Here is a 23,941-nt window from a genome sequence, read left to right as displayed (position 1 = left end):
TGCTGATAGGCATGACGCAGCAGCTTGACGACGTGAGCTACGACCAGCTCCGGCAGCTCGTGGGGTTGGTCGACTACGACGCAACCAAGGACCCCTTCCCCGTGCGCTCCATGGACGCCGTGGTGTTCGTCGCGGGCAACGCCACGCAGACCGCGTGGCTCTACCAGGTGGCGTTCGGCATGGAGCTCGTGGCCTACGCGGGCCCCGAGACCGGTCAGCGCTCGCACAAGTCGTTCGTGCTGAAGTCGGGCTCGGCCCGCTTCGTGATCCACGGCGGCGTGCTGCCCGGCTCCGAGCTCCTCGACCACCACCGCCGCCACGGCGACGGCGTGGTCGACCTGGCGCTGGAGGTCGGCGACGTCGACCAGTGCATCAAGCACGCACGCGCACAGGGTGCGACCGTGCTGGAAGAGCCGCACGACGTGTCCGACGAGCACGGCACGGTGCGTCTCGCGGCCATCGCGACCTACGGCGAGACCCGCCACACGCTCGTGGACCGTTCCAAGTACAAGGGCCCCTACCTGCCCGGCTACGTGGCCCGGACGTCTTCGGTGAAGCGCCCCGAGGGTGCGCCGAAGCGCCTGTTCCAGGCCGTCGACCACTGCGTCGGCAACGTCGAGCTCGGCAAGATGGACTACTGGGTCGAGTGGTACAACCGCGTCATGGGCTTCGTGAACATGGCGGAGTTCATCGGCGACGACATCGCCACCGACTACTCGGCGCTGATGTCCAAGGTCGTCTCGAACGGCAACCACCGCGTCAAGTTCCCGCTGAACGAGCCGGCGGTCGCGAAGAAGAAGTCGCAGATCGACGAGTACCTCGAGTTCTACGAGGGCGCGGGCGTGCAGCACATCGCGCTGGCGACCAACGACATCATCAAGACCGTCACGGCCATGCGCGACGCGGGCGTGGAGTTCCTGGACACGCCGGACTCCTACTACGACGACCCGGAGCTGCGTGCCCGCATCGGCGAGGTCCGCGTGCCGATCGAAACGCTGAAGGAACACCGCATCCTGGTCGACCGCGACGAGGACGGCTACCTGCTGCAGATCTTCACCAAGCCGATCGGCGACCGCCCGACCGTCTTCTACGAACTGATCGAGCGCCACGGCTCGCTGGGCTTCGGCAAGGGCAACTTCAAGGCCCTTTTCGAGGCGATCGAGCGCGAACAGGAGCGACGCGGCAACCTCTGATGGCGATCCCCCGGTAGGCTGCCTTACGGGGGACTCACATCGTTGGGAGGTGGCATGGCACTCGTACGACGCGTGGCCGCGGTGATTCCGCTGGTCGGAGCCGTGACCACGGCTGCGGCACTGACCGGAGCGGCGTTCCTGACCGTGGCGCACGCCGGCTGCGACGAGGCCGGCCGCTTCGTCCGCACCGGCGACTCGATCCAGTTCGTCGGCGGCTGTGTCAACGGCGCCGACCTTCCGGCGGCGCCGACGGCCGACGCTGAGGACGTGGATCGGTTCGGCGGCTCCAAGAAGCCTTGACGGGCTGACAGACGTAGAAAGGCCCCTCCCGGCTGGGAGGGGCCTTTCGCGTGCGCGGGGGCGGGCGAGCGCCTGGGTGGTGGGTGAGCCCGCGTGGTGATGCCGCGCTGGGTAGCGGTGCACCCCCACGCCTCGTCAATGCCCACGCAACCACCCTCGCAAGGTGACCACCCGCACGGCACGCGACCACCCCGCTGGAACGCGACCACCCGCACGCAACCGCACCACCGCACGCTCGCGCAGGCGTCTCCTCTGATTTCAGGTCCCCCGCGGCCCAACGTACTCAGCCGGTCTGACACTGATGTCGGTCTGAACCTGACGTCGGTCTGACGCTGGTACCCCGATCGATCGCGTGGGCACCCCGCGCACGAAAAGGCCCCTCCCCGCACCGGAAAGGGGCCTCTCCACGTCACAACCTCAGCCCAGCGCCTCGATCAGGTCGGCCACCAGGTCGTCACCGGACTCGATGCCCACCGACACGCGCACCAGGTCCGCCGGCACCTCCAGCATCGACCCAGCGGTCGAGGCGTGAGTCATCTTCCCGGGGTGCTCGATCAGCGACTCGACGCCGCCCAGCGACTCCGCGAGCGTGAACAGCTTGGTCCGGGCGCACACCTCCAGCGCCGCGGCCTCGCCACCCTCGACGAGGAACGACACCATGCCGCCGAAGCGGCGCATCTGCTTGGCCGCGACGGCGTGGCCGGGGTGCGACTCCAGGCCGGGGTAGATGACCTTCCGGACGCGCGGGTGGCGGGTCAGGGCCTCGGCGACCAGTTCGGCGTTGTCGGAGTGCTTCTCCATGCGCAGCTCAAGGGTCTTGATGCCGCGCAGCGTCAGGTAGGCGTCGAACGGGCCGGGCACCGCGCCCGCGCCGTTCTGCAGGAAGCCGAACGCCGCGTCGAGCTCCTCGTCGGAGGTGATGAGGGCGCCGCCCACGATGTCGGAGTGGCCGCCGACGTACTTGGTCGTCGAGTGCAGCACCACGTCCGCGCCCAGCTCCAGCGGGGTCTGCAGGGCGGGCGAGGCGAAGGTGTTGTCGACGACGAGCTTGGCGCCCGCCTCGTGTGCGACGGAGGCGATGGCGGCGATGTCGCCGATGTTCAGCAGCGGGTTGGTCGGCGTCTCGATCCACACGAGCTTCGTCGCGGGCGTGATGGCCGCGCGGATCGCGTCCACGTCGGAGACCGGCGCGGGCGAGTGGGTGACGCCCCACTGCGAGAAGACCTTGTCGATCAGCCGGAACGTGCCGCCGTACGCGTCGTTCGGGATGACGATGTGATCGCCCGGCTTGAGGAACGTGCGCAGCGCCGCGTCGGTCGCACCCATGCCGGAGGAGAACGCACGGCCGTAGCGCCCGCGTTCGAGCGAGGCGAGGCAGGTCTCCAGCGCGCGGCGGGTCGGGTTGCCGGTGCGCGAGTACTCGAAGCCCTCACGCAGCCCGCCCACGCCGTCCTGGGCGTACGTGGACGTCGCGTAGATGGGCACGTTCACCGCACCCGTGGTCGGGTCCGGGTCCTGACCGGCGTGGATCGCCCTGGTGGCGAAGCCGTATGGGGTGCTCATGTCCGAACTGTACTCACCCATCTGGCGGTCGACGGCAAGAGTCCAAGCAGTGAACACCGGAAGGACGAGGCCCCGGAAACGGGCCAGCCCCCGGTCACTGGGAAGTGACCGGGGGCTGGTACGGCTGCTGAGGGTTCACCAACCCTGCTGCTGCTGTCCGTAACCCTGCTGCGGCGGCTGGCCGTAGCCACCCTGCTGCGGATAGCCACCCGGCTGCTGCTGCGGGAACCCGCCGGTCCCCGGCTGGCCGTAGCCCGGCTGCTGCTGACCGTAGCCACCGCCGCCGTTCGACGGGGTGTCCGGCCAGTTGATCACGACGGTACCGACGATCTTGTCCGAGTACGTGTCGTTCTTCGGCTTGTTCCACAACGGCGACAGGTAGTTGACCAGTGCACCGACGCCGCAGAGCAGGCCGAACGCGCCGTTGAGGAGCACGCGGAGGAACGCGACGCCGCCACCGGGCGGCTGCTGCGTGTCCTCCTTGACCACCTTGATCTTGGCGACCTTCTTGCCGAGCGACTGACCGGTGCTACCGCCGCGCAGGACGGTGTTCCAGATCAGGAAGCCGAGCCCGCCGCCGTAGATGACGAGGAGCGCGACCAGGGCGAAGATCCCGGCGACGTCCGGCGAGCCGGTCGAGGACCCGATCAGGCCGATGATGAACGCGATCAGGTAGAAGACGACACTCGGCGCCACGTAGTCGATCAGACCGGCGACGGCGCGCGGACCCCACTCGGCGTAGCCGGTGGGAGGCGGCGGGTACATGCCGGGCGCGCCACCGTAAGCGGGCTGGCCGTACTGCTGCTGCGGCTGACCGTAGGCCGGCTGCTGCGGCTGGCCGTACGGGTTCGACTGCGGCTGGCCGTACGGCTGCTGCGGCTGACCGTAGGCCGGCTGCTGCGGCTGGCCGTACGGGTTGGACTGCGGAGCACCGTAGGGCTGCTGCTGCGGGGCGCCGTAAGGCTGCTGCTGCTGCTGAGCGCCGTACTGGGGCGGCTGCTGAGCGGGGAACCCGCCAGAGCCGGGTCCCTGCGCCGGGAAGCCGCCCGAACCGGGGGCTGCCGACGGCGGCACCTGTCCGGGGCTGACGACCTGGGTGGCGTCCGCGTTGTGCTGCGGTGCGGCGGGTGCCTGACCAGGCGAGACGACCTGCGTCGCGTCCGGGTTCGGGTTCGCCGCGGACGGCTGCCCACCCCCCGGGACGATCTGCGTGGCGTCCGCGTTGGGCTCCTGCTGCGGCTGACCGCCGAACTGGTTTCCTGGCGGCTGCGGAGCGTTCATCCGGTTTCCAACCCCCTTGGCTGGGCCGTGTACGAGTAAGACTGATGATGATCTGGGGCGTCACGCTATCGGACGCACCCGCTTCTACGCTCAGCGACCAGCCAAGAACCCCAGAATGTCCTGCCGAGTTACGACTCCGGCAGGCTTTCCGTCCTCCAGGACGAGGGCCGCGTCCGCGTTCGACAGCGCGTTCATCGCGATTCCGACGGGCTCACCCGCGCCGAGCGTGGGCAGCGGCGGCGACATGTGCTTGTCGAGCCGGTCCGACAGCTGGGCCTTGCCGGTGAACAGCGCGTCGAGCAGGTCCCGCTCGTTGACCGCGCCGGCGACCTCGGCGGCCATGATGGGCGGCTCGGCGTTGACGACCGGCATCTGCGAGACGCCGAACTCGCGCAGGATCGCGACCGCGTCACCGACGGTCTCGTTCGGGTGCGCGTGGACCAGGTCGGGGAGCATGCCGCCCTTGCGGCGCAGCACGTCGCCGACGGTCGCGCCGGTCGAGTCCGGCGGGAGGAAGCCGTAGGACGCCATCCAGCGGTCGTTGAAGACCTTGGACAGGTAGCCGCGGCCACCGTCGGGGAGGATCACGACCACAACGGCGTCTTCCGGCAGGTCCTTCGCGACGCGCAACGCCGCGGCGGCCGCCATGCCGCAGGAACCGCCGACGAGCAGGCCTTCCTCGCGGGCGAGGCGGCGGGTGATGTCGAACGAGTCCGCGTCCGAGACCTCGACGATCTGGTCGCAGATGGTCTTGTCGTACGCCTCGGGCCAGAAGTCCTCGCCGACGCCCTCGACGAGGTACGGGCGACCGGTGCCGCCGGAGTAGACGGAGCCTTCCGGGTCAGCGCCGATGACCTGCACGGCGCCGTCCGAGATCTCCTTGAGGTAGCGGCCGGTGCCGGAGATCGTGCCGCCGGTGCCGACGCCCGCGACGAAGTGCGTGATCTTGCCGGCGGTCTGGCGCCAGATCTCGGGGCCGGTCTGGTGGTAGTGGCTCGCCGGGTTCTCCGGGTTGGAGTACTGGTCCGGCTTCCAGGCACCGGGGATCTCGCGGACCAGCCGGTCGGAGACGTTGTAGTACGAGTCCGGGTGCTCGGGCGCGACGGCGGTCGGGCACACCACGACCTCGGCGCCGTAGGCCTTGAGGACGTTGCGCTTGTCCTCGCTGACCTTGTCGGGGCACACGAACACGCACTTGTAGCCCTTGCGCTGGGCGACCAGCGCGAGCCCGACTCCGGTGTTGCCGGAGGTCGGCTCGACGATCGTGCCGCCTGGCTGAAGCTCGCCAGACTTCTCCGCGGCCTCCACCATGCGCAGCGCGATGCGGTCCTTCACGCTGCCGCCGGGGTTCAGGTACTCGACCTTGGCCAGCACCGTGGCCTTGATTCCCGTGGTCAGGGAGTTGAGCTTCACCAACGGCGTGTTGCCGACCAGATCGACGACGTGCTCGACGTACTCCACCGGACTACTCCCCACTCCCACTCTTCGAGATAGCGGAACGAAGCCTAGCTCTAGTCGCTGCGGAGGCTAATTCGAACAGCGGTACCGACGATTTCCTTGGAAAGGGGGTGTTGCGGATGATCGGACTGAGGACGCTGCGAGCGGTGGCGATGACCGCCGCGACGCTCGGAGGCCTCTCGGGCGCGCTGGTCGGATTGCTGAACGAGCAGGGCAGACGTGCTCGGACGGCCATCGGCGTGCTGGAGCACCTCTGGCCCGCGCCGGACGGCGTCTACCGGGACGACGGCAGCGATCCGCTGCGGCTGGCGGTGCTCGGCGACTCGATGGCGGTGGGCGTCGGTGTGACGCATCCCTCGCAGATGCCGGGCGTGCTGCTGGCCGGCGCGCTGGCGGAGGAGGCCGAACGGCCGGTGCGCCTGTCCACCTACGCCATCAGCGGCTCGACCACGCGCGACCTGGTGCCACAGGTCGACGCGGCCGTGCTGGACGAGCCCCAGGTGGCGTTGATCATCATCGGCGCGAACGACGTGACGTCGAAGATGGGCGTCCGCGAGTCCGCTGCGCTGCTGGGCGAGCAGGTGCGGAAGCTGCGCGCCGCCGGGTGCGGTGTCGTCGTCGGGACCTGCCCCGACCTCGGGATCGTGCGGCCCATCCCCCAGCCGTTGCGGATGATCGGGCACCAGTACAGCGTGCGGCTGGCGGCGGCGCAGACCGCCGAGGTGACGAGGGCCGGCGGCGTGCCGGTGTCGTTGGGCAACCTGCTGGCGCCGGAGTTCATGGCACGGCACGTCGACATGTTCAGCTCGGACCGCTTTCACCCCAGCGCGGTCGGCTACGAGGCCGCGGCCGGGGTGCTGCTGGCGCCGTTGTGCCAGGTGGCGGGCCTGTGCTCGGTCTGGATCGCACCCGCGTTGCCGGTGCGATCGGCGGCCGCCTTGGCCGTGCGGCCGTCCCGCGTGCCCGGATGGCTGCAAAGACGGCACGCGTGAGTTCCGGAATTCTCGTCACGTGCGCTGGCCGGGGTGAGCGGGCGTTAACTAGGCTCGACGGCAACCTTGACTCTCAACGAGGAGTTTCGTGATGCCTGAGGCCGTGATCGTCTCCGCCGCCCGCTCCCCCATCGGCCGGGCGGGCAAGGGCTCCCTGAAGGACCTGCGCCCGGACGACCTGGCCGCACGGATGGTGCAGGCGGCGCTGGACAAGGTGCCGCAGCTCGACCCCGCGCAGATCGACGACCTGATGCTCGGCTGCGGCCTGCCCGGCGGCGAGCAGGGCTTCAACATGGCGCGCGTCGTGTCCGTGCTGCTCGGCCAGGACTCACTGCCCGGCACGACCGTCACGCGGTACTGCGCCTCTTCCTTGCAGACCACGCGCATGGCCCTGCACGCCATCAAGGCGGGCGAGGGCGACGTGTTCATCTCGGCCGGCGTCGAGATGGTGTCGCGGTTCGCCAAGGGCAGCTCCGACTCGTGGCCGGACACGCACAACCCGCTCTTCGGTGACGCCGAGGCGCGCACGGTCGCCACCGCGACTTCGGGCGCCTCGGAGTGGGTGGACCCGCGTTCGCTGGACGTCGTGCCGGACGTCTACATCCCGATGGGCCAGACCGCCGAGAACCTGGCGCTGCTCAAGGGCGTCTCCCGCCAGGAGATGGACGAGTTCGGCGTCCGCTCGCAGAACCTGGCCGAGAAGGCCATCGCCGACGGCTTCTGGGCCCGCGAGATCACCCCGGTGACGCTGCCCGACGGCACCGTCGTCTCCTCTGACGACGGCCCGCGCGCCGGCGTGACGTACGAGGCCGTTTCCCAGCTGAAGCCGGTCTTCCGCCCCGACGGCCGCATCAACGCCGGCAACTGCTGCCCGTTGAACGACGGCGCTGCGGCCCTCGTGATCATGTCCGACACGAAGGCGCGCGAACTCGGCATCACGCCGCTCGCCCGGATCGTGTCGACCGGCGTCTCGGGCCTGTCGCCGGAGATCATGGGCCTCGGCCCGGTCGAGGCGTCGAAGCGCGCACTGGCCCTGGCCGGCCTGTCGGTGTCCGACATCGACCTGGTGGAGATCAACGAGGCGTTCGCCGCCCAGGTGATTCCGTCGTACCAGGACCTCGGAATCGAATTGGACCGTTTGAACGTGAATGGTGGCGCCATTGCCGTCGGCCACCCGTTCGGCATGACCGGCGCGCGCATCACCACGACCTTGATCAATTCCCTGCAGTTCCACGACAAGCAGTTCGGTCTCGAGACCATGTGCGTCGGCGGTGGCCAGGGCATGGCGATGGTCATCGAGCGCCTCAGCTGACCTGGAATTTCCTTCAAGATCTGCAAATTGACGCTTGCAAGTAGCTCCGCTTCACCCGAACGGAGCTACTTGCCTGCCGCCTTTCTGCCGATGAGATGAATCGTCGCGCAACGGCGTCATCCGGCGAGGGGAAGTCCGTCCCTACCGTGGAGTAAGGAGGGTCGGACATGCCGTATGTGTGGTGGCAAAGCGAATACGACCTGCAATGTCATGCTTTCTCTCTCGATCAAGCCAACGATGCGCGCAGCTTTTACGAGGCCGTCTGCGAACACTCGGTGCCCGATGAACGGGTGTCGCGAGCCCAGGCGGGCGCCCTTTGCACGACCTGCCTGATCAAGGTGGGCACGGAGATCCCGGACGTGCGCTGGCGGGCCTAAGCCCGCGCGGGCTTGGTTCGCGCAGGCTTGGTTCGCGGGTCGAGTTAGTTCGCACGATCGCGATACACACCGCGGTGCGCGCTCCCATTGCGTTGAGCGCCTTCAGCCCACGCACCGCGTGTGCGCGCTGTTCCTCGTCACCCAAGTGACGCGCGAGCAGTTGCGTCGGCACATCACCCGCATCGCCTCGTCCAAGCACTGGCGGGCCTAAGCCCGTTTCATGCCGACCGAGACCGGTGCGCTCTCAACGAATCCGTGCCGTTCGTAAAGCCGACGGCCGGGCGGGTCGGCCAGCAGGTTCACGTACGCGTTCGGCGCCACTTCGCCGATGCGCTTCAGCAACGCGGTCATGATCGCGTCGCCGATGCCTTTGCGTTGATGGTCCGGCAACACCGCCATGTCGATGATGTGGAAGTACCAGCCGCCGTCACCGAGCACGCGCCCCATGCCGACGGTTTCGCCCGATTCCACGTGAATGACGCATGCGCTGGCCCACGCGCCGTTGATGCCGTTCTCGGCTTCCTCGCGAGTTCGCGCACTCAGGCCCGACTCCTTGCGCAGCCGCAGGTAGTCGTCGACGGCCGGCGGTTCCATCTCCAAGCGGTACGCGTGATCCACGCATTGCAGCCTACAAACGCCGAAGGGGCGCCCCGCCGCAGCGGAACGCCCCTCCGAGAAACCCTGACGTCAGTCCGAGTTGAAGTACGACAGCAGGCGCAGGATCTCGGTGTACAGCCACACCAGGGTGACGGTGAGACCGAACGCGATCTGCCACGCGTACTTGGCCGGCACGCCGGCCCGGATCGCCTGGTCCGCCGCGTCGAAGTCGATCAGGAAGCTGAACGCCGCCAGGCCGATGCAGACGAGGCTGAAGATGATGGCGATCGTGCCGCCGGAGCGGATGCCGATGCCGCCGCCACCGTTGAAGAAGCTCAGGATCAGGTTGAAGAGCATCAGCACGCCGACGCCGATGATGGCGCCGGTGATCCACTTGGTGAACTTCGGGGTGACGCGGATCGCGCCGGTCTTGTAGACCACGAGCATGCCGAAGAACACGCCGAGCGTGCCGATCACGGCCTGGCCGATCACCGCGATGCCGTTGCCCGCCACCACGTTGTCGAGCGCGCGACCGATGATGTAGCTGATGCCACCGAGGAAGATGCCCTCGGCGACGGCGTACGCGATCACGAGCGGCGGGCTCGGGACGCGCTTGAACATGATGATCAGCGCGAGGACGAGGCCGACGATCGCGGCGGGGAACGCCAGGGCGTACAGGCCGGTCACGTAGGTCGCGACGGCGCCCGCTGCCACCACACCGAGCGTGATGCCGGTCTTGGTGACGACGTCGTCGATCGTCATCGGCCGCTCGCTGGTCAGCGGCGGCGGAGCCTGCTGGTAGCCAGCTTGGTCTGGCTGGCCGAAGCCTGCGTAGCCTCCGTAACCGCCGCCGGTCGGCAGGTTACGGAAAGCCGGGTTGCTGCTGGAGCGCACCTGGTCCTCCTGGGGCGTTGCTTTACGCCGTCACGGGTACAACGAGCACGCAGCGTGCCAGGTTCCCCGTCGGTAAAGGCGACTTTACCCCCGACAACGATCACACGTGCGCAAATACTCCGCTAACTCCGGAGCGTGATGAGACAACGGCGTGTCGCGGCGTGTCTGACTCAAACTGCGTAAGCCCCGTCACATTCCAATCACGTTCACACTCTCCGTGACGCCAGACTGCCCCCTTGTGGCGGCTTGTCCCCGATGTGGGGTACCGACAGGCTTGCGCGGGATTACCACAGGTCAGAGGGGATCACGATTCACCATGGGCTGGAAACGTCTAGCCGCCGTGGCGATGGTTTCGGGGCTCGCGCTCCTGACCGTCCCCGCGACGGCGACAGCAGTCGGCGTCAAGGGCATCGGCCACAACGCGTCAGGGCTCCAGCCCAACGCCACACCGGGTAGCGAGTGGCACGGGTCATACATCTGGCAGGACAAGCAGGTGTGGTGCGTGCAGTACGCACTGCCCGCGCCGGACAGCAACGTCGGTTACAAGGAAGGCGACGCGCTGCTCACCAAGGCGGGCAAGCCGCTCGCCACGGACATCGCGGCGAACATCTCCTACCTCCTGCTGCGCTACTCGACGACCAAGTCGCCGGACGAGGCCGCCGCACTCGCGCACCTGCTGCACACCTGGACCTCCCCCGTCGACGGAGCGGTGAACCTCGAGGCCAAGGACGCGGCGCACCTCGCTTACGACACGGCGTTCTACGCCTCGAAGCTGCCACCGGTCGTCATGGAGACGGTCGCGCGCCTGAAGTCCGACGCCGAGGCCAACCGCGGCCCGTGGACGCTCAGCGCCGCCGCCCCGAAGGAACCGCTGATCATCGGCACCGAGTCCACCTGGACGCTGTCGCTGGTGAAGGCCAACGGCAAGGGCGTCACGAACGCCGCGATCGCCTTCACCCTGACCGACGCCACGCTCGCCGACGGCAAGACCAACGGCCAGGCCACCACGGGCGCCGACGGCAGCCCGGCCGTCGTCAAGATCATCCCGACCGGTCCGAAGCCGTCGATCGCGGCCGTCGCGGACTCACCCGCCGACAAGCCGGTCGTGCACTTCCCGATCCAGACGGAAAACATGCAGCGCATGGTCACGACCGGCGGCGAGAAGAAGCTGAACGCCTCCGCCAACGGTCAGGCCAAGACCGCGCCCGGCATCGTGAAGATCACGAAGATCGACTCCGAGACCAAGAAGGCCATCGCGGGCGTCGCGCTGCGCGTCACGGCCAAGGACCAGACGAGCCCCGCGGTCAAGCAGGACGACACGCCGCTGGTCGGCACCGACGGCAAGCCGCTGGTGCTGCAGACCGGTTCCGACGGCACGGTGGCCGTTCCCGACCTGCGCACCCCGCAGGAGATCTGCCTGGTCGAGGTGGCCGCGCCGAAGGGTTACGAGGAGTTCTTCGACCCGAAGGCGCCGCCGGCCGCGTGCGGCACGGTCGCGGCCGGGCAGACGCTCGCGCTCGAACTCGTGAACAAGCCGAACAAGCCGGTCGTGCCCAGCACGATCCCGGCCGGCACGGAGGGGCAGACGCCGATCGCGACCGCCTCGTTCGACACGCAGCTGCGTCCGGGTCTGATGCTCGCGGTGGGTGGCCTGGTGCTGCTCGGTGCGGCGCTGGCAGGCTTCCTGGTGTGGCGCAGGCAGTGAGTCCCAGAGCTTTTCTGACCGGCGTGCTGGTGGCGGGCGTCGCCGCCACCAGCGTGCTGGTCACCACGTCCGAGACCGCGGTCCTCAAAGGGCACGCGGTCGCGGACGAGATCCCCGTGGTCGGACCGGGACCGGTCGCTGACAGCCTCAGCACCGGCCGCGGCGCCGATCTCACCGGGCTGATCGGCGGGGCGAACACGAACAACGCCACGCCCGCCGAGCCCACCGCACAACAACCCGCGCCACCCAAGGCAGGCCCCGGTTCGGTCCGGCTGCCCTCCGGCGGTTCGGCCACGCTGGTCCGCCGCGAGGTCAAGGACGGCGTGCTGCCCGTGCCCGACGGCATCGGCGAGGCCACCTGGTGGGGCACCGAGCTCGCCGGCGCGGAAGGCGCCACGGTGCTCGCCGGGCACGTCGACTGGAAGGGCGCCAAGGGTCCCTTCGCCGAGCTGTGGCAGGCGCAGAACGGCCGTGAGGTCGTCATCGCCGACAGCGCGGGCAAGGAGTTCAAGTTCCGCATCAAGCAGATCGAGACCGTGCGCAAGGAAGAACTGCCGGCCCGCGCCGTCGAGTTCTTCGGCCCGCGCGGCCCGCACCGGCTGGTGCTGGTCACCTGCGGCGGTACGTGGATCGGCGGACAGCAGGGGTACGAGGCGAACCGAGTGGTGATCGCCGAACCCGTTGTGTGACCAGTTGCTCTCGCCGCGCAACCCCTTCGGGTGACAAGCCGTCTCCTTAAGTGTGAAACGGTGGGGATGGTTGACCACGGGCCTGGCACTCGTACTGGTTCTTGTGATGGTGGTGACCCTGGGGTCGCACAACGACCCGGAGAACCAGGCCGACAGCGGTCCCTTGCCGATGGCGCCGCGGTTGCCCGCGCCCAAGGACGTCGGGCCCACGCCGACAGTGCCCGCGCCCACCCCCGAGCAGCTGCAGAAGCAGCCCTGGATGCACAAGCTCGGGCCGGGCGAGAAGCCTCCGCAGTTCGTGCTGTTCTCCTTCGACGGCGCGGTGTCCAAGCAGCACTGGGACAAGGTCCTGCCGATCGCGAAGGCGAAGAAGGCGCACGTCACCGGCCTGCTGTCCGGCGTGTACATGCTGGCCGACCAGGACGGGAACCAGTACCAGCCGCCGGCCGGGCTGAAGCGAGGTCTCTCGGACATCTCGTTCGGTGGCACCAGGCAGGACATCTCGGCTCGCATCGGCTACCTGAACCAGGTGATCGCCGACGGGCACGAGATCGGCACGCACTACAACGGCCACTTCTGCACCAGCGGCAGCCAGCCGTCGGTCGACAAGTGGGACACCGCGGCCTGGAACGCCGAACTCGACCAGTTCAAGCAGATCGTCGACAAGGCTCGCGCCGCCGGCTTCAACCTGCCGGCCGACGCCGTCCGGGGTGGACGGACGCCGTGCCTGGAAGGCAACTGGGATCAGGCTTTCCCGGCGATGGCCGCGCACGGACTGGTCTACGACACCAGCAAGGTCGCGCTGGGCGTGCAGTGGCCGTCCGTCCAAAACGGACTTTACGAGTTCCCGATGCCCGAGGTGCGGGTTCCCGGGCTGGGCAAGCAGGTCGTCATGATGGACTTCAACCTCTGGTACTCGCTCAACAAGGCGAAGGAAGAACCCCAGCGCGCGGCCGACTTCGCCCAGATCGTGCTCGACACCTACAAGTCGGTGCACCAGGCCGCGCTGAACGGCAACCGCGCGCCGATCGTGGTCGGCAACCACTTCAACGAGTGGAACGGGTCGGCGTTCTCCACCGCGATGGAGCAGTTCATGGAGTACGTGTGCGACAAGCCGGAGACGGTGTGCGCCACCTACACCGAGGTGATCCAGTGGATGCAGCTGCAGGATCCGGCGGTGCTGGACCAGCTCCGCCGGATGCCCGCAGCTCGCAACTAGTGCTTGCCGGCTAATGCTTGCCGACTGACGACTCTCAGCCGTCCGTGGACAGGATCCGGTCGTCGGTCGAGCCCGGCGTACCGTTGGCGTCCTGGTTGGACGTGCCGAGCCACAACGTGCCGTCCGGCGCCGCGGCGACCGAGCGCACCCGGCCGTAGCCGGTGAACACGGACTGCGGGTTGCCGAGCGAGGTGCCGCTCACCGGGATCTTCCACACGCGCTTGCCGGTCACCGCACCGATGTACAGCGCGCCCTTGTACAGCGCGATGCCCGTCGGACCGGCCTGGCTGTTGGGCCAGGTCTTGACGGGGTTGGTCATGCCGGCGACGTTGCAGTTGCCTTCGCAGTTCGGCCAGCCGTAGTTCTTGCCGGCCTCGATCTTGTTCAGTTCGTCGGTCTGCGCGTCGCCGAACTCGGTGGCGTACGCGGTGGTGCCGATCCACTCGATGCCCTGGACGTTGCGGTGGCCGATCGAGTAGACGACGCTGCCGGCGCGAGGATTGCCGGCCGCCGGCTTGCCGGTCGTGTCGAACCGCAGGACCTTGCCGCCCAACGAGTTCCAGTTCTGGGCGTTCGGCTTGTTCTGCCCGTCACCCGTGGTCGCCCACAGGAAGCCGTCCGGGCCGAACTCGAGGCCGCCGCCGTTGTGGTACCGGTTCTTCGGGATTCCGGTGACGATCGGCTCCGGCGTCCCACCGAGCTTGAGCTTGGAGACGCGGTTGTCGTTCGCCGTCGAGTAGTAGATGAAGACCGTGTTGTCCGTCGCGAAGCTCTTCGACAGGGCGAGGCCGAGCAGGCCTCCCTCACCCCCGGTCGTCTGGGCCTGTTCCACCGTGTCCAGTTCGGTCACGGCTGTGCCCTTGAGCTTCTTGATCTTCCGGGTGTCCCGTTCGGTGAAGATGCCGCTGCCGTCGGGCGCGAACTCGATGTCCCACGGGATGTCCAGCTTCGTGGCGAGTGTGCGCACGGCCTGCGCGGAGGGGCCGTCCTGTGCGGAGGCTCCTGGGATCACGCAGAGGGATGCGGCCACGGCAGTACAGGCTGCCGCCACCGCGATACGACGAGCACGCATGTGTGCTCTCCTTTGGGTCCGCTCGTGAATTAGTCTGCGGCGGGCGGTGTTGCAGGGCGTATTTACCCAATCACACGCCGGATTAACCCACAACGGTCATCGGATGTTCCGGGACGCCCCTCGCCTCCGAGCGGGTGAAGCGAGGGGCGTTCTCAACTACCTCAGGTAGCCGAGCTTCCGGTATCAGCTGCCGTCGGCGAGGTGGATGCCGCCGGGCGTGATCACCCACAGTGATCCGTCGGGACCCGCGACCTCGTCACGCGTGCGGCCGAGGTTCGTGTAGATCTTGCCGCCGTTGCCGTTGGTGTCGAGCTTGTACGTGCCGCCCTTGAGGGAGGCCATGTACAGCGAGCCCTTGTAGGTGGTGAGGCCGGACGGCGTGGCGGACGAGGTCGGCCACTGCTTGACCGGGTTCGTCATGCCGGAGGTGCCGCAGGAGCCCTCGCACTTCGGCCAGCCGTAGTTCTTGCCGGCGTCGATCTTGTTGAGCTCGTCCACCTTGCTGGCACCGATGTCCGAGACGTAGAGCTGCGTGCCGACCCAGGTCAGGCCCTGCACGTTGCGGTGGCCGTAGGAGTAGACCAGCGAGTTGAACGGGTTGCCGGGCGCCGCCTTGCCGTCCTTGGTCATGCGCAGGACCTTGCCGCCCAAGGAGTTCTTGTTCTGCGCGTTGTCACCGTTCTGGCCGTCACCGGTACCGGCGTAGAGGAACCCGTCGGGACCGAACTTGATGCGGCCGCCGTGGTGGAACTGCGAGCCGCGCGGAATTCCGGTGACGATGGGCTTCGGAGCCCCGCCGCCGATCTGCCACGTGGCGATCCGGTTGTCGCTCCCGGTGGTGTAGTAGAGGAAGAGCGTCTTGTCCGCGGCGTACGAGGGCGACACCGCGATGCCCAGCAGGCCGGCTTCCTTGGTCACCGAGATGCCGGGGATGTCGCCGACCTTGGTGACCTTGCCGTCCTTGGTGATGGTGGAGACGGTCTTGGCGTCCTTCTGCGTGAAGATGCCGGTGCCGTCCGGCAGGAAGTCGATGCTCCAGGCCTGCTTGAGACCGCTGGCGATGGTTTTCACGGCCATCGTGCCGACTTCGCCGCTCTCGGCCGCGGACGCCAGCGTGCCGCTGGACAGTCCTACCGCAAGTGCGAGGACGCCGACGTAAGCACTTCGACGAGCACCCATTGTGCTGACCCCTCAAACTTTCGCGTCGTGCGGCGACGGAGGAGGGCATCCAGATACAACCACGGTGTGTAGTCGAGCTCGCATCCGCCGATCGGGTAACCCATCCGATGACTTTAGGTAACTTTATGTACGGTCTAGACCTTGACGGGGCGAAAGACATACCGTGTGGTTCGCCGCCGCGCCCCACGGAAAGCGCTTGCACGCCCAACTTCGGGCATGCAGGCCGGAGACCCGAGGAGTTGCGCCATGAACGTTGCCGTCACCACCACCGAGACGAAGCTTCCCGAGGTCAAGCGCGAATGGGTCAAGCCCGACTTCCGCGACTTCGAGACGCCGATGGAGGTCACCGCCTACGCAGCCCGCAGCTGACGTCGGGCTTTCGCCGGGGTTCCCGACTTCTGCCGGGAGCCCCGGCCCCACGCCTCGCCGCGTCTCTTCCTGGTTGACCGAGGAGTTTCCGCCAATGACTGCCGTTCCTCCTGAGGAGTTCGTCGCCGAACTCCGCGCCCTCGCACCCCGGTACTGGGACAGTCACCCGTTCCACCTGCGCATGCACGCGGGTCAGCTGAGCAAGCACGAGCTGCAGGCGTGGGCCGCGAACCGCTGGTACTACCAGCGTTGCATCGCCCAGAAGGACGCCGCGATCCTCTCCAACTGCCCGTTGCCGGACATCCGCCGGCAGTGGCGCGAGCGGATCATCTGGCACGACGGCACGAAGCCGGGCGAGGGCGGCGCCGAGAACTGGATCCGCCTCGCGGAAGCCGTCGGGCTCACGCGGGAGGAGGTGCTCGACGAACGCCACGTGCTGCCCGGCACCCGGTTCGCCGTGGACGCCTACGTGAACTTCGCGCGTACCAAGCCGTGGGTGGAGGCCGTTGCCTCCGGTCTGACCGAGATGTTCTCGGGTGCGTTGATGCGCAAGCGTTTGGCGGCCTTGCGCGAGCAGTACCCGTGGATCGCCGAGGAGGGTTTCGCCTACTTCACCAACCGCATCCAGGCGGTCGCCGGTGAGGGGCGGGCCACTGTGGACATCGTGGTCGAGCACGCGGTTTCACGTGAGCAGCAGCTGGCGGCCCTGTCCGCGCTGTCGTTCAAGTGCGACGTGCTGCGGGCCGTGCTGGACGCGGTCGACTACTACTCGGGCAAGGGCAAGCCGTGACGTCCGTCGTCGCGCTGGACGCCGTGCCGCACATCCGGCGCGGTGTGAAGTGCACCTACGACCAGATCCGGTCGGCGCACGTCGTGCTGTTCCCCGAGGGCGTGCTGGTGCTGAACGAGACCGCTGCTTCCGTTGTGGCGCTGTGCGATGGCGTTCGATCCGTCGGCGACATCGCTCTTCTGCTGGCTGATGAGTACGACGGCGTGCAGCCAGAGGACGTGGTCGAACTGGTGGTGCGATTGGTCGAGCGCAGGGTGGTGGACGTCGATGGCTGAGGCTCCTTTCGGTCTGCTGGCCGAACTGACGCACCGCTGCCCGTTGCAGTGCGGCTACTGCTCGAACCCGGTCGAGCTGGTGCGCCGCAACGCCGAGCTGGACACCGAGTCGTGGCGCAGGGTCTTCGACCAGGCCCGCTCGCTGGGCTGCCTGCAGATCCACCTGTCGGGCGGCGAACCGTTGCTGCGACCGGACCTGCCCGAGCTCGTGGCGCACGCGAACAGCCTCGGCTGTTACGTCAACCTGGTCACGTCGGGAGTAGGTCTGTCCCGGGACCGGTTGCGGGATCTGGCTTCTCGCGGTGTCGACCACGTGCAGCTCTCCCTGCAGGACGCGACGCGCGCCGGCAACGACCGGATCGCGGGCATCAAGGCGTTCGACCGGAAGGTGGAGGCCGCGGCGTACATCCGTGAGGAAGGCCTGCCACTCACCGTCAACACCGTGCTGCACCGCCAGAACCTCGACAACATCGCCGGCATCATCGCGATGGCCGAGGAGATGGGCGCCGAACGCCTGGAGCTCGCCAACACCCAGTACTACGGCTGGGCGCTGCGCAACCGCGCGGTCCTCCTGCCGACGCGGGAACAGCTCGCGGTCGCCGACCCGATCGTCGCCGCGGCCCAGGAGCGCTTGCGTGGCCAGATGGAGATCGTCTACGTCATCGCGGACTACCACGAGGCGCACCCGAAACCCTGCATGTACGGGTGGGGCGCCCGACAGCTGACGGTGGCACCGAATGGCGACGTCCTCCCCTGTCCCGCCGCCACGGTGATCTCGTCGCTCACGATCGAGAACGTGCAGAACTCGTCGCTGCACGAGATCTGGCACAACTCGTCGTCGTTCAACGCCTTCCGCGGCTTCGAGTGGATGAAGGACCCCTGCCGTTCGTGCCCGCGCAAGGAGATCGACTTCGGCGGGTGCCGCTGCCAGGCGTTCCAGCTGACCGGCGACGCCGCAGCGACCGACCCGGTGTGCTCGCTGTCTCCTGAGCGGTCCACTGTGGACCTGATCCTGGAGACCGAGATGACGCCGGGTGTCGTGCCCGCGATGGCGATGAGGAAGATGAGTTGAAAGCGGTTCTGCTCGGCACGACGGCCGGTGGCGGCTTCCCGCAATGGAACTGCGCGTGCGACCTGTGCGTGCGCGCCCGTTCCGGTTCGTTGCCCTCGCGTTCCCAGGACTGCCTGGCGATCAGCGGCAACGGCACCGACTGGTGGCTGGTCAACGCCTCCCCGGACATCCGCACTCAGATCACCGCTTGTTCTTTCCTGAACCCCGGCCCCGGACGCCGGGACACGCCGTTGCGCGGTGCCCTGTTCACCGACGCCGAGCTGGACCACACGCTGGGCCTGCTGACGTTGCGCGGCGGGGCCGGTTTGACGGTGTGGGCTCCCGGTGCCGTCCTGCACGCGTTGCAGGACCAGTTCGACCTGCGCACGGTGATCGACGGGTACTCGCCGTTGAAGTGGCAGGAGGCCTCGAACCGGTTCGATCTCGACGGCTTGATCGTGACCGCGATCCCGATCAGTGACAAGCGCCCGAAGTACGCCCGGTCGTCCACTGTGGACGGCCCCTGGGTAGTGGCTTACCGCTTTCAGGACCCCGTTTCTGGCGGTGTGCTGGTCTACGCACCATGCCTCGCGTCGTGGCCGGAAGGCTTCGACGAGGTGGTGGCCGACGCTCAATGCCTGCTGCTGGACGGCACGTTCTACGCGGCGTCGGAGATGGGCACGGCGACCGGCAGCTCGTCCGGGCAAGCCGCCATGGGCCACCTGCCGATCACCGCGAGCCTGCCCTCGCTGCGGCGGTTTCCTCACGTGCGGCGGATGTACACGCACCTCAACAACACCAACCCCGTGCTGGACCCCTCGTCTCCTGAATCTTCGGCGCTGCGGGAAGCCGGTGTCGAGGTTCCGCTCGACGGCACGGTGATCGAGCTCTAGATAGGCAAGAATCGGCGGATGTCCTTTGTGATCGGTGGACGTCCGCTGGCCTCGCGTCTCCTCGCGGAGCTGCCGTCGTTCGTGCGGCTCGTGCTCGCGGAGATCACCGAACGCGTGCCCGCCTACCAGCAGCTGCCCACCGAGGAGCTGACCGGCGACATCACCCGCGTGATCGAGGGAACGCTACGTGCGTTCGCCGAAGTCCTGCGCACCCGCGAACTGCCGTCCCCCGACGAACTGCGGTTCCTGCGCGAGTCCGCGGCCCGGCGCGCCGAGGAGGGCGTGCCCGTCGACGTCGTGCTGACGGCGTACCACGTGGGCATCCAGGTGGTCTGGGACGTGCTGGTGCCCGAAGCGCGCCCGGACGAGGTGGGCGAGGTGCTGGCCCTCAACTCGCTGGCCATGCGCTACCTGCAGGTCGTGACGCCGGTGGTGAGCGCCGGGTACCTCGACGAGCGCCAGACCATGTTCGACGACGAACGATCCGCCCGCCACACGCTGCTGACCGGCCTGCTCGACGGCACGCGCGACGCCGACGGCCCGATGGTCGTGCTGGCCATGCACGTACCGCCGCACCCCGACGAACTGCTCGACGGCGTGGACGCGGCGGTGGCCGGGCGCCGCAAGCTCCGTCGGCTGCGAACCGAGCTGGAACGCCACAGCCGCGAACCCGTGCTGTCCTCACTCACCCCAGCCGGCGGCCTGGCACTGGTGCCCGGTGACGACGCGCGCCTGGACCAGATCGTGGCCGACGTGGGTCGGGTGGCCGGCGTGGCTCTGACGGTGGCGGCGGCCGCGGCCCCTCCCTCCGGGGTCGCGGCGGCCGCTCGCCTTGCCCGCGAGGTGCTTTCCGTCGCGGTGCGCTCAGGTCCCGGCTTGTACCGGCTTACCGACGTGCTGCTCGAGTACCAGCTGTCCCGGCCGAGCGCGGCGCTGGAACCGCTGGCCGCGGTCGTCGCCCCGCTGTCCGACGAGCTGGTGGAGACGCTCGAGGTCTATCTGCAGCGCGGGTCGCGGCGGCCGGCGGCTTCGGAGCTGCACGTGCATCCGAACACGGTGGACTACCGGTTGCGGCGGGTGGCGGAGCTGACCGGGCTGGATCCGACGCGCATCGAGCACGTCACGCTGCTGGCGGCGGCCTTGGCGGCGCGCCGGGCACGCTGACGGACGCGAGCCCTGCTGGATCCAACGCCGATCGAGCACCTCACTGCGCTGGCCGCAGCCCTTGGCGGCGCGCCATGGGCTGCCGAGCCGACCCTGCTGGACCCCGACGCGGATCGAACACGCCTACCTTGCCGACCGCTGCATGGGCACGCTGACGCACAAGACATGAGACCGAACTGACCCGCCTCGACCCAATCGGATCGAGCACTCCCCAGCTGGCCACGGCCCCTGACAGCAGGCGGGGCACACCGACGTGAGGCGCAGCTGACCTGGCTCGACCCGACTGCAGAGCGAGCCCGCCACGCTGCTGCACGCCGCCCTTGCAGCACGCCGGGCACGCTGACGCAGGGGTACCCCCTCGCTGGGAACCCCTGCGTCATAACGTACTCACGCGGTCCGACAAGATCAGCCGCCCAGCAGCGGCCAGACCGGAGTCGAGCAGTCCGGCGCCCGCGCGGCCGGCGGATCCAGGGCGTTGAGCACCTCGCGCAGCGCCACGTGGTCGAACGCCAGCGCCAGGTGGTCGGCGAAGTCGTTGGCGCACAGGTCCTGCAGCACGATGTTGCGTCCGCCGTCCAGGAACTGCGACCGGTACGGCGTGACGATGCCGTCGTAGCGGGTGGCGATCGTCGTGTACCGCACGCCCGGCACGACGTCCGGGGTGATGTTCATCCGGTTCATGAACGGCGAGCCGCGAAGTTGTTGCAGCGCAGCGGGATCGGTGGCGCTGATGACACCTTCCAGCGCGGGGAACACCTGGAGCAGCGACCAGATCCACCGGTCGAAGCCGGCCGCGTCCGAACCGTGGCTCGTGGGCGCGAGCCCGACGACGTCGTGCACCTTCGCAGCGCCACCGAGGAACTTCGCGTAGTACTGGGCGAGCAGGCCGCCCTGCGAGTGCTCGACGAGGTCCACTTCGGACACTCCGGACGCAGCCAGCACCCTGTCGACGAACGCGGCCAGTTCCACGCCCGAGTCCTCGATCGGGCCGGTTCCCGCGACCTGTCCGAACCGCAGCCCGCCGTAGTTCAACGCGAAGACGCAGTAGCCGTTGTTCTTCAGCAGAGGCGACAGCGCGTTCCAGTTGAGCGCCATGTTGGCGTGCGTGCCGTGCAGCAACACGACCGGCCGCTTGGAGCTTCGGCACGCCCAGTCGTTCGCACCGGGCGGCGCCGCGCCGGGGTGGCTGATGCTGACGGCGACCGCGGGCAGCGAGTGGTAGGTGACCGGCATCGGGGCCAGGGTCAGCCCCGCCGCGAGCAGTAAGGCGATCACCTGGCGGCCTTGGCGACCGCGGTTCCGAACGCCTGCATGCCCGCCGCGTTCGGGTGCAGCGGCGCGGCGATCGTCGTCGGGATCAGGCCCTCCAGGTAACGGTCAGCGGGCGCCGCGCAGATGTCGTGCCCGACGGTCACCGCAGCGAAGTCCACGAACGTCGCGCCGCGCTTGGCGGCTTCCGCCCTGGCCGTCGCGCTGATCCGGTTCATCACGCTCTGCAGGTAGTCGCCATCGCGGCCCCACACCGGCTGGCGCGGGTAGCAGCCGCCCGGCCTGATGTAGGTGCCGTAGCCGCTGACCAGCAGCTTCGCGTTCGGGGAGCGCCGCTTGATCTCGTCCAGCGCGGCGCCGAACTCCGGGGCCCACGCAGCGACGGCGGCGGCGAGCTGGTCCGTGCCGCCCGCGTTGTAGCGGTCCTGACAGGAGAGGCCTGCCGGTTCGGGCAGGAGGTTGATGCAGCTCAACGCGGTCTGGAACAGCCCGATGTCGTTGGCGCCGATCGTCAGCGACACGAGGTCGGTGGACGACTTCAGCGCGTCGTACTGCGGCGCGACGAAGCCGAACTGGCGGCCCGCGAAGTCATCGGTCTTGGCGCCGGAGCAGGTGACGTCGGTGAGCGTCGCCCCGAGCTGTTTCGCCGCGACCTGCGGGTAGTTGCGGTCGCTGCGCAGACACCACAGCGCCGGATCCTGGTTCGGGATCAGCGGCCCCGCCGCCGCCGAGTCGCCGAGTGCCACGTAGTCGAGGGTGTCCGCCTGTGCTGTGGTTGTTCCAGCGACCAATGCCGCCACGAACGCCAACCCGGCCACGATCCGCATCCCGAACCTCCAACGTCATCGTCAGGTCTGCTCATCGTGGTGGCACTGGTCACTTGAGCGGGTGGGACGTTGCCCAGAGTCATCCGGTCGTGTTTGTGACGCATCACAATGGAGCCGTGACTCCTGGGGAACTCCTCGCGCTGGCCGCGCAGTCCTGCGTGGATGCGGCGAAGCTGTTGCAAGACATGCCGGTCGACGTCGCGCTGAAGGGCACGTTCGACCAGGTCAGCTCTGCCGACCTGGAACTGGAGGCGTTCCTGCGCCGAGCACTCGTGGCCGGCGCCCCCGGCTCGGCGGTGGTCGGCGAGGAGCTCGGCAGCTCCACCGCGCGGATCACCTGGTACGTCGACCCGATCGACGGCACGCGGAACTTCGTGCGCGGCATCCCGCTGTCGTGCATCTCGGTGGCGGCGGCGGTCGAAGGCTCGCTCATCGCGGGCTGCGTGCTCGACCCGTTCCGCGACGAGCTGTTCACGGCGGCTCGTGGTGTGCCGTTCAGCGTGCGGTCGAGCGGCCTGACGATCACTCCGGGTGTGAGCCCGCGGCCGCTCGTGCTGACCGACATCCCGTTGCCCGGCACCCCGTATCACGGCGAGATGGACCTGCTGGGCGAGCTGATGAACATCGCCGACGTGCGCCGCGTCTACTCCACCGCCCTGTCGCTCGCCTGGGTCGCGGCCGGCCGGGCGGACGCCGCGGCCAACCTCGGCATCCACCCGTGGGACGTCGCGGCAGGCGCAGTGCTGGTCCGCGAGGCGGGCGGCACGTTCTGCGAGGTCGGCCGCGACGGATTCGTGGCCGGCCGCGGTGAGATCGTCGACTGGCTCGCCGAACGACTGGAAGGCATCGTCACGTGATCGATCTCAACGGCAAGGTCGTGCTGGTCACCGGAACCGACGGCACCATCGGCACCGGCATCGCAGCCAGCGCGTGGTCTCCGCCGCCTTCGAACAGCACGGCCGCCTGGACGCCGTCGTCAACAACGCAGGCGTCCAACCCGTAGAACCGTTGCCGGACATGACGATCGAGCAGTGGCAGTCCGTTGTGGACACCAACCTGACGGCCCCGTTCGCCGTCACCCAGGCCGCCGTGCACCACCTCCCTGCAGGCGGCTCGGTCACGCACATCGCGTCCATTGAGGGCTCCCAACCGGCACCGGGCCACGCCCACTACGCCGCCTCGAAGGCCGCCCTGATCATGCACGCGCGTGCCGCGGCGCTGGAGTACGGCCCGCGCGGCATCCGCGTGAACACGGTCTCGCCAGGCCTGATCGCCCGCCCCGGCATCGAAACGCAATGGCCGGAAGGCGTCGCGCGGTGGCAGGCGGCAGCACCGTTGAGCCGGCTGGGTTCTCCGGACGACATCGGCAACGCGTGTGTGTTCCTCGCGAGCAATTTGGCGTCGTGGATCACCGGCCACGACCTGGTGGTGGACGGCGGCGTCACGGCCCGCCCGACCTGGTAGCCGCACTC

The 23,941-nt window shown here is 68.6% G+C and carries 26 protein-coding genes; 17 read left to right on the top strand and 9 right to left on the bottom strand.

Features of this window, described 5'->3' with window-relative positions; genetic code table 11:
* Positions 1-11 precede the first annotated feature (11 nt).
* Both hppD and ACWGE0_RS25205 read left to right on the top strand, forming a co-directional pair.
* Complete coding sequence (hppD, locus tag ACWGE0_RS25210) at positions 12-1,193, top strand: 4-hydroxyphenylpyruvate dioxygenase (protein WP_452263355.1); 1,182 nt, start codon at positions 12-14, stop codon at positions 1,191-1,193.
* Positions 1,194-1,247: 54 nt separating this feature from the next.
* Positions 1,248-1,493 carry a hypothetical protein gene (locus ACWGE0_RS25205; RefSeq protein ID WP_452263354.1) on the top strand — a complete coding sequence of 82 codons (246 nt, stop codon included), beginning with the start codon at positions 1,248-1,250 and terminating at the stop codon, positions 1,491-1,493.
* Between the two features lie 417 nt (positions 1,494-1,910).
* Here the strand turns inward: ACWGE0_RS25205 and ACWGE0_RS25200 are convergent, their stop codons facing one another.
* The 3 genes from ACWGE0_RS25200 to ACWGE0_RS25190 form a co-directional block, all read right to left on the bottom strand.
* Positions 1,911-3,056, bottom strand: a complete 1,146-nt coding sequence (locus ACWGE0_RS25200; RefSeq protein ID WP_452263353.1) for a cystathionine gamma-synthase — start codon at positions 3,054-3,056, stop codon at positions 1,911-1,913.
* Between the two features lie 135 nt (positions 3,057-3,191).
* Entirely contained in the window at positions 3,192-4,337 is a 1,146-nt protein-coding gene (locus tag ACWGE0_RS25195; protein ID WP_452263352.1) for an RDD family protein, read from the bottom strand.
* A 90-nt stretch (positions 4,338-4,427) separates the two neighbouring features.
* Positions 4,428-5,798: a cystathionine beta-synthase gene (locus tag ACWGE0_RS25190; RefSeq protein WP_452263351.1), complete on the bottom strand. Its 1,371-nt coding sequence runs from the start codon at positions 5,796-5,798 to the stop codon at positions 4,428-4,430.
* Positions 5,799-5,914: 116 nt separating this feature from the next.
* Here ACWGE0_RS25190 and ACWGE0_RS25185 point away from each other — a divergent pair, with 116 nt between their 5' ends.
* The 3 genes from ACWGE0_RS25185 (at position 5,915) to ACWGE0_RS25175 (ending at position 8,476) form a co-directional block, all read left to right on the top strand.
* Complete coding sequence (locus ACWGE0_RS25185) at positions 5,915-6,787, top strand: SGNH/GDSL hydrolase family protein (protein WP_452263350.1); 873 nt, start codon at positions 5,915-5,917, stop codon at positions 6,785-6,787.
* 91 nt (positions 6,788-6,878) lie between these two features.
* Complete coding sequence (locus ACWGE0_RS25180) at positions 6,879-8,099, top strand: acetyl-CoA C-acetyltransferase (RefSeq protein ID WP_452263349.1); 1,221 nt, start codon at positions 6,879-6,881, stop codon at positions 8,097-8,099.
* Between the two features lie 167 nt (positions 8,100-8,266).
* Positions 8,267-8,476: a hypothetical protein gene (locus ACWGE0_RS25175; protein ID WP_452263348.1), complete on the top strand. Its 210-nt coding sequence runs from the start codon at positions 8,267-8,269 to the stop codon at positions 8,474-8,476.
* A gap of 207 nt (positions 8,477-8,683) precedes the next feature.
* On the opposite strand, the gene ACWGE0_RS25170 is transcribed toward ACWGE0_RS25175, so the two are convergent.
* Positions 8,684-9,094 (bottom strand): GNAT family N-acetyltransferase, encoded by a 411-nt coding sequence (locus tag ACWGE0_RS25170; protein WP_452263347.1) that lies wholly within the window; start codon positions 9,092-9,094, stop codon positions 8,684-8,686.
* A 69-nt stretch (positions 9,095-9,163) separates the two neighbouring features.
* Positions 9,164-9,967, bottom strand: coding sequence for a Bax inhibitor-1/YccA family protein (locus ACWGE0_RS25165; RefSeq protein ID WP_452263346.1), 804 nt, complete (start codon positions 9,965-9,967; stop codon positions 9,164-9,166).
* Between the two features lie 346 nt (positions 9,968-10,313).
* Here ACWGE0_RS25165 and ACWGE0_RS25160 point away from each other — a divergent pair, with 346 nt between their 5' ends.
* The 3 genes from ACWGE0_RS25160 (at position 10,314) to ACWGE0_RS25150 (ending at position 13,580) form a co-directional block, all read left to right on the top strand.
* Positions 10,314-11,672 (top strand): MSCRAMM family protein, encoded by a 1,359-nt coding sequence (locus tag ACWGE0_RS25160; RefSeq protein WP_452263416.1) that lies wholly within the window; start codon positions 10,314-10,316, stop codon positions 11,670-11,672.
* On the top strand, positions 11,657-12,361 hold the full coding sequence (locus ACWGE0_RS25155; protein WP_452263345.1) for a class F sortase: 705 nt from the start codon (positions 11,657-11,659) through the stop codon (positions 12,359-12,361). Before ACWGE0_RS25160 ends, ACWGE0_RS25155 begins: the two co-directional genes overlap by 16 nt.
* A 106-nt stretch (positions 12,362-12,467) precedes the next feature.
* Complete coding sequence (locus tag ACWGE0_RS25150; protein WP_452263344.1) at positions 12,468-13,580, top strand: polysaccharide deacetylase; 1,113 nt, start codon at positions 12,468-12,470, stop codon at positions 13,578-13,580.
* Between the two features lie 34 nt (positions 13,581-13,614).
* On the opposite strand, the gene ACWGE0_RS25145 is transcribed toward ACWGE0_RS25150, so the two are convergent.
* Both ACWGE0_RS25145 and ACWGE0_RS25140 read right to left on the bottom strand, forming a co-directional pair.
* Complete coding sequence (locus ACWGE0_RS25145; protein WP_452263343.1) at positions 13,615-14,652, bottom strand: PQQ-dependent sugar dehydrogenase; 1,038 nt, start codon at positions 14,650-14,652, stop codon at positions 13,615-13,617.
* 183 nt (positions 14,653-14,835) lie between these two features.
* Positions 14,836-15,831, bottom strand: coding sequence for a PQQ-dependent sugar dehydrogenase (locus ACWGE0_RS25140; RefSeq protein ID WP_452263342.1), 996 nt, complete (start codon positions 15,829-15,831; stop codon positions 14,836-14,838).
* Positions 15,832-16,077: 246 nt separating this feature from the next.
* Here ACWGE0_RS25140 and pqqA point away from each other — a divergent pair, with 246 nt between their 5' ends.
* The 6 genes from pqqA to ACWGE0_RS25110 all read left to right on the top strand — a co-directional run bounded on the left by pqqA (position 16,078) and on the right by ACWGE0_RS25110 (position 20,373).
* Complete coding sequence (pqqA, locus tag ACWGE0_RS25135; protein ID WP_166045134.1) at positions 16,078-16,200, top strand: pyrroloquinoline quinone precursor peptide PqqA; 123 nt, start codon at positions 16,078-16,080, stop codon at positions 16,198-16,200.
* Positions 16,201-16,294: 94 nt separating this feature from the next.
* Positions 16,295-16,990, top strand: a complete 696-nt coding sequence (gene pqqC / locus ACWGE0_RS25130; RefSeq protein ID WP_452263341.1) for a pyrroloquinoline-quinone synthase PqqC — start codon at positions 16,295-16,297, stop codon at positions 16,988-16,990.
* Positions 16,987-17,265: a pyrroloquinoline quinone biosynthesis peptide chaperone PqqD gene (gene pqqD, locus ACWGE0_RS25125; RefSeq protein ID WP_452263340.1), complete on the top strand. Its 279-nt coding sequence runs from the start codon at positions 16,987-16,989 to the stop codon at positions 17,263-17,265. Before pqqC ends, pqqD begins: the two co-directional genes overlap by 4 nt.
* Entirely contained in the window at positions 17,258-18,337 is a 1,080-nt protein-coding gene (pqqE, locus tag ACWGE0_RS25120) for a pyrroloquinoline quinone biosynthesis protein PqqE (RefSeq protein WP_452263339.1), read from the top strand. The genes pqqD and pqqE overlap by 8 nt, the downstream gene beginning before the upstream one ends.
* A complete protein-coding gene (gene pqqB / locus ACWGE0_RS25115; protein WP_452263338.1) occupies positions 18,334-19,209 on the top strand; it encodes a pyrroloquinoline quinone biosynthesis protein PqqB in 876 nt (291 codons plus the stop codon). Before pqqE ends, pqqB begins: the two co-directional genes overlap by 4 nt.
* Positions 19,210-19,227: 18 nt before the next feature.
* Complete coding sequence (locus ACWGE0_RS25110; protein WP_452263337.1) at positions 19,228-20,373, top strand: PucR family transcriptional regulator; 1,146 nt, start codon at positions 19,228-19,230, stop codon at positions 20,371-20,373.
* Positions 20,374-20,778: 405 nt separating this feature from the next.
* Here ACWGE0_RS25110 and ACWGE0_RS25105 read toward each other — a convergent pair whose 3' ends face one another.
* Together ACWGE0_RS25105 and ACWGE0_RS25100 are read right to left on the bottom strand one after the other, a co-directional pair.
* Positions 20,779-21,648 (bottom strand): esterase/lipase family protein, encoded by an 870-nt coding sequence (locus ACWGE0_RS25105; RefSeq protein ID WP_452263336.1) that lies wholly within the window; start codon positions 21,646-21,648, stop codon positions 20,779-20,781.
* Entirely contained in the window at positions 21,645-22,469 is an 825-nt protein-coding gene (locus tag ACWGE0_RS25100) for an SGNH/GDSL hydrolase family protein (protein WP_452263335.1), read from the bottom strand. Before ACWGE0_RS25100 ends, ACWGE0_RS25105 begins: the two co-directional genes overlap by 4 nt.
* A gap of 116 nt (positions 22,470-22,585) precedes the next feature.
* Between ACWGE0_RS25100 and ACWGE0_RS25095 the strand changes: the two genes are divergently transcribed.
* The 3 genes from ACWGE0_RS25095 to ACWGE0_RS25085 are packed head-to-tail and all read left to right on the top strand — an operon-like array spanning position 22,586 to position 23,933.
* Positions 22,586-23,326, top strand: a complete 741-nt coding sequence (locus ACWGE0_RS25095; RefSeq protein ID WP_452263334.1) for an inositol monophosphatase family protein — start codon at positions 22,586-22,588, stop codon at positions 23,324-23,326.
* Complete coding sequence (locus tag ACWGE0_RS25090; protein WP_452263419.1) at positions 23,323-23,472, top strand: hypothetical protein; 150 nt, start codon at positions 23,323-23,325, stop codon at positions 23,470-23,472. Before ACWGE0_RS25095 ends, ACWGE0_RS25090 begins: the two co-directional genes overlap by 4 nt.
* Positions 23,433-23,933, top strand: a complete 501-nt coding sequence (locus ACWGE0_RS25085) for an SDR family NAD(P)-dependent oxidoreductase (RefSeq protein WP_452263415.1) — start codon at positions 23,433-23,435, stop codon at positions 23,931-23,933. Before ACWGE0_RS25090 ends, ACWGE0_RS25085 begins: the two co-directional genes overlap by 40 nt.
* Positions 23,934-23,941: the final 8 nt, after the last annotated feature.

The organism is Lentzea sp. NPDC054927 (assembly GCF_053610285.1).
The sequence above is the reverse complement of the archived record's forward strand: the minus strand, read 5'-3'. Positions and strand labels throughout refer to the sequence as shown.